Genomic DNA, 3,492 nt, shown 5'->3' on the forward strand with positions numbered 1-3,492 from the left:
CTTATTTATTTTACTAGTAAAATATACATATTCAAATAATACAAAAATTATATGATAGTCTTCAATTTGATTGTAATTACTAAAATTAACATTATATAAATCTACATTTTCTTTGTTTTTTACATAATATTGTAAAGCTATAAGTTGATTATGATTAAATAAAATTCTTAGACTATTAAGAATAAAATCCTCATTAATTTCTTGATTTTTTAGATATAATTTTGCTTTTGTAATACAGTATTCTTTTTCAATTTTATGCTCTTCAAAAAAGGAAATCAAATCCCAATATTTATAAATATTACTATCTAACTCTTCTATAATGGATTTTATAAGTTTTATGATTTTTTTACTTTGAGAGGGAATATTATAATATTTTTCAAAAATAAGTTTAATATTATATTTAAAATCATTGTTTTTCAAATGTTTATCAACTAATTTATAACCATCATTTATTTTGTTATCAAGAATATAATCAATGTGTTGATTTAGTATTGGATCAAATAAAATTGTTTTTTTTAAGTTTTCAATTATTTGATGTTTTACAGCTTCAATATCATCTATTTTATTAACTAAATATTTGAAAAAGGTAGCATCATCAAAAGACGAATTATAATAAACATTTAATGAATTAAGAAAAAATGCTTTATTCACATTAATATCTAATTTTTGAACAAAAAACATGATTCTTTTCCATGTTTTATAATCATTAGTTAAATCAAATGATGAATAATTTGAACAAATCATTAAATTGTTAAAATCAATTTCACAACTAGATGTTTTAACCCATTTATTAATAATATCCGTTTGTAATGGATTTACTTGAATTTCTTTATTTTCTAAATAGTGTTGAATTATATTTAATTTATTATCAAAAATATTTAACCAAGTTCTTACATCTTCTAATTTAATTTCGGTTAAATCATATAATATATTTTCAAGAATGACATAAGATATGTCTAGAATTTCTCCAGTTAAATTTGCATCGTACCAATCAAATTTTAATTTATTTAATTCACTTCTATTAATACTATTGTGATTATTGAAAAAATATGTCTGAATTTCTAATATTAAATTTTCATTTTCAAATAATTTATCAAAATTGTTCTGTGGTTTTTGCTTACTTTTTTCTAAGCCTAATCTTAATTCATTCTCATTTGGAAGTCTAGTGAAATTAATATTTGCAGTACTTAATTCCATTTCAAACTCATTAGTAATGCTCATGCCTTGCCTTTTCAATAGTTGATTTCTAAAAAAATCAATTTTATTTTTTTCAATTTCATTTTCTTTGAAATATGTTATAATAGCATTAAATTCATTTTTTGAAATTAAACCTGCAATATCATAGCTAATATTTTGAAAATCAATTTTAATGAGTAAAAATTTTATAATATTTTCTTTATCACCATTTATTCTAGAAATTAAATCATACAACTTGTCATTTAACAGATAATTATATCGGCTAAAATCAACTTTATTCAGTAAGTCAAAAATAAATTGAGCATTTTTATTATAAAAATACAAACATTTTTCTAAAATTTCTTTTCGTTTATATTCAAAAGAATTTATATGAATAGTGTCACTAAAATAGTGATTAATAATTTGAATATAATTTTTAGAAACTTGTAAATTATTAATTAAAATGAATAAGTAATATCCAACAGAATCATTTTTTCTTTTGCTATTAGGACTATCTTTCAAACCACAATCATATTCAAATTGTAATTGTAAATATTCAAAAAAAGCATCGGTGTTTTGATAATTTGTTAAATAATTTAATATTGATTGAGTAATATTCTCGTCATGATTATTTTTAAAAATCAATAGTACTTCATTTATACTATCGATTCTTAAATTTTTTAAACATTGAATACATTCATGATGAAATTTTGAATAATTGCGGTCATTTAACAATTTAAGTAAAAATTCTTTAATTTCATTTTCTTTTTCAATACTTTCAACATCAAAATTAGAAAGAAGTTCCAAAGCTGAACTTGTTATTCTTTCATGGTCATTTTTTAAAATAATTTCTTTAAGAAAATCATAATTTCCAACAGTGCATGCAAAATCGGCAATTTCTTTTATACGAGTTGCTATATTAGTGTTAATCCATAATTTTTTATCAACACATTGAATATTAAAAAACTTTTGAAAACATTCATCTTTAAAACTCTCTTCAATACTATATTTATCTACTTGAAATAATATTTCTATTTCATTATGAACAAGCCAATTAATCAATTGTTTTTTAACACCATAGTCCAATAAATCAACCAAAAACGTTATAGTATTATGCCAACTAGGATGAATTTTATTAATGGTTGGAATTGTTATTATTTCAATAATTTCATCAAAATTTTTATTTGAAAGTGAAAGAGCTGTAAAATATTCTTGGATTTGTTTATGTTCAAAAAAATAGATTTCGTTTTCATTTATTGTAAATGGTAAACTTTCAAAATTACTTACGAAATTGTCTCCTAGAGTATAAAGATTGTCATAAATAATTGTATTTTGTTGCATAAGTTCGCAAATTAATGCAACCGTTTTTAAAGGTTTATATTCTTGAATTTTTCTTTTAGGATTCTCAGATTTAATTTTTATATAAAATATTTCCAATTGTTTATCAATATAGTTTTGCCACATTTGAACTTTAGAAGTGGGCAATTCATTATTTTTGTTTATATATTCAGCAAATAAATTTAAGAAAAAAGGTGATTTTATATAATCAGTTTGAGAATTATTTAATCTATAATTAGATAAATTAATTTTATGTTTTTCCAAAAGCAGTTCTTTTGATTGATTATAGTTTAAATAATCAAGATAATATAATTTAAAATTCTCTAAATCAATAAAATTTTTATAATAAATATTTGTTCTGCAACTTATAACTATTTTTGGTTTAATTTGTTTATTTTTAATTAAAAATTGATTTAATTTATAACTAAAATCTTTTATTTCTTTTATTTCATCAAGTCCGTCTAAAATTAAAATTGGACTAAAAATTTCATTCCATCTTTCAGGTAAATAATCTTCAATATGTTGATTTGAAGTGAAGTTTTTCAAATTTTTAAAAATAGGTATTCCACAATCCACTTCACCTTCTTTCCATAATTTTAATGCAAGATTTTCTAACTCTGTAGTTTTTCCAATTCCTGGATTGCCTAAAAGTAAAATTTTGTCATTTTTTTCAATAGCTTTTAAAAGTATATGTTGCTCATCTATAAATAAATCTTCAAATTTGGATATACTATTTTCTATTATTTTTCTCGAAATATATGTATATGGTTGAACATTTATTTTGCCAATGAAATTTTCTTTATCTTCCTCTTTTAAGATTATTTTTCGTAGGACTCTTGTTGAAAAAATAATTTCTTTAAATTGATTAATTATTTCATCTTTATTTTGAATATTTGGAGAAACTTCTTCATAAATTATTTTGTAAAATTCAGGTTTTAATGCGAATAATTCTTTAATATTATTGTCTATATCTAATAG

Annotated in this window: 1 protein-coding gene; it reads right to left on the minus strand. The window is 20.5% G+C overall.

Annotation, left to right across the window (positions count from 1 at the left end):
- A partial coding sequence (locus tag B0A58_RS16600) for an NACHT domain-containing protein (RefSeq protein WP_089081871.1) occupies nt 1-3,492 on the minus strand: 3,492 nt, incomplete at both ends.

It is taken from the genome of Flavobacterium branchiophilum NBRC 15030 = ATCC 35035 (genome assembly GCF_002217205.1).
Classification (GTDB): Bacteria; Bacteroidota; Bacteroidia; order Flavobacteriales; family Flavobacteriaceae; genus Flavobacterium; species Flavobacterium branchiophilum.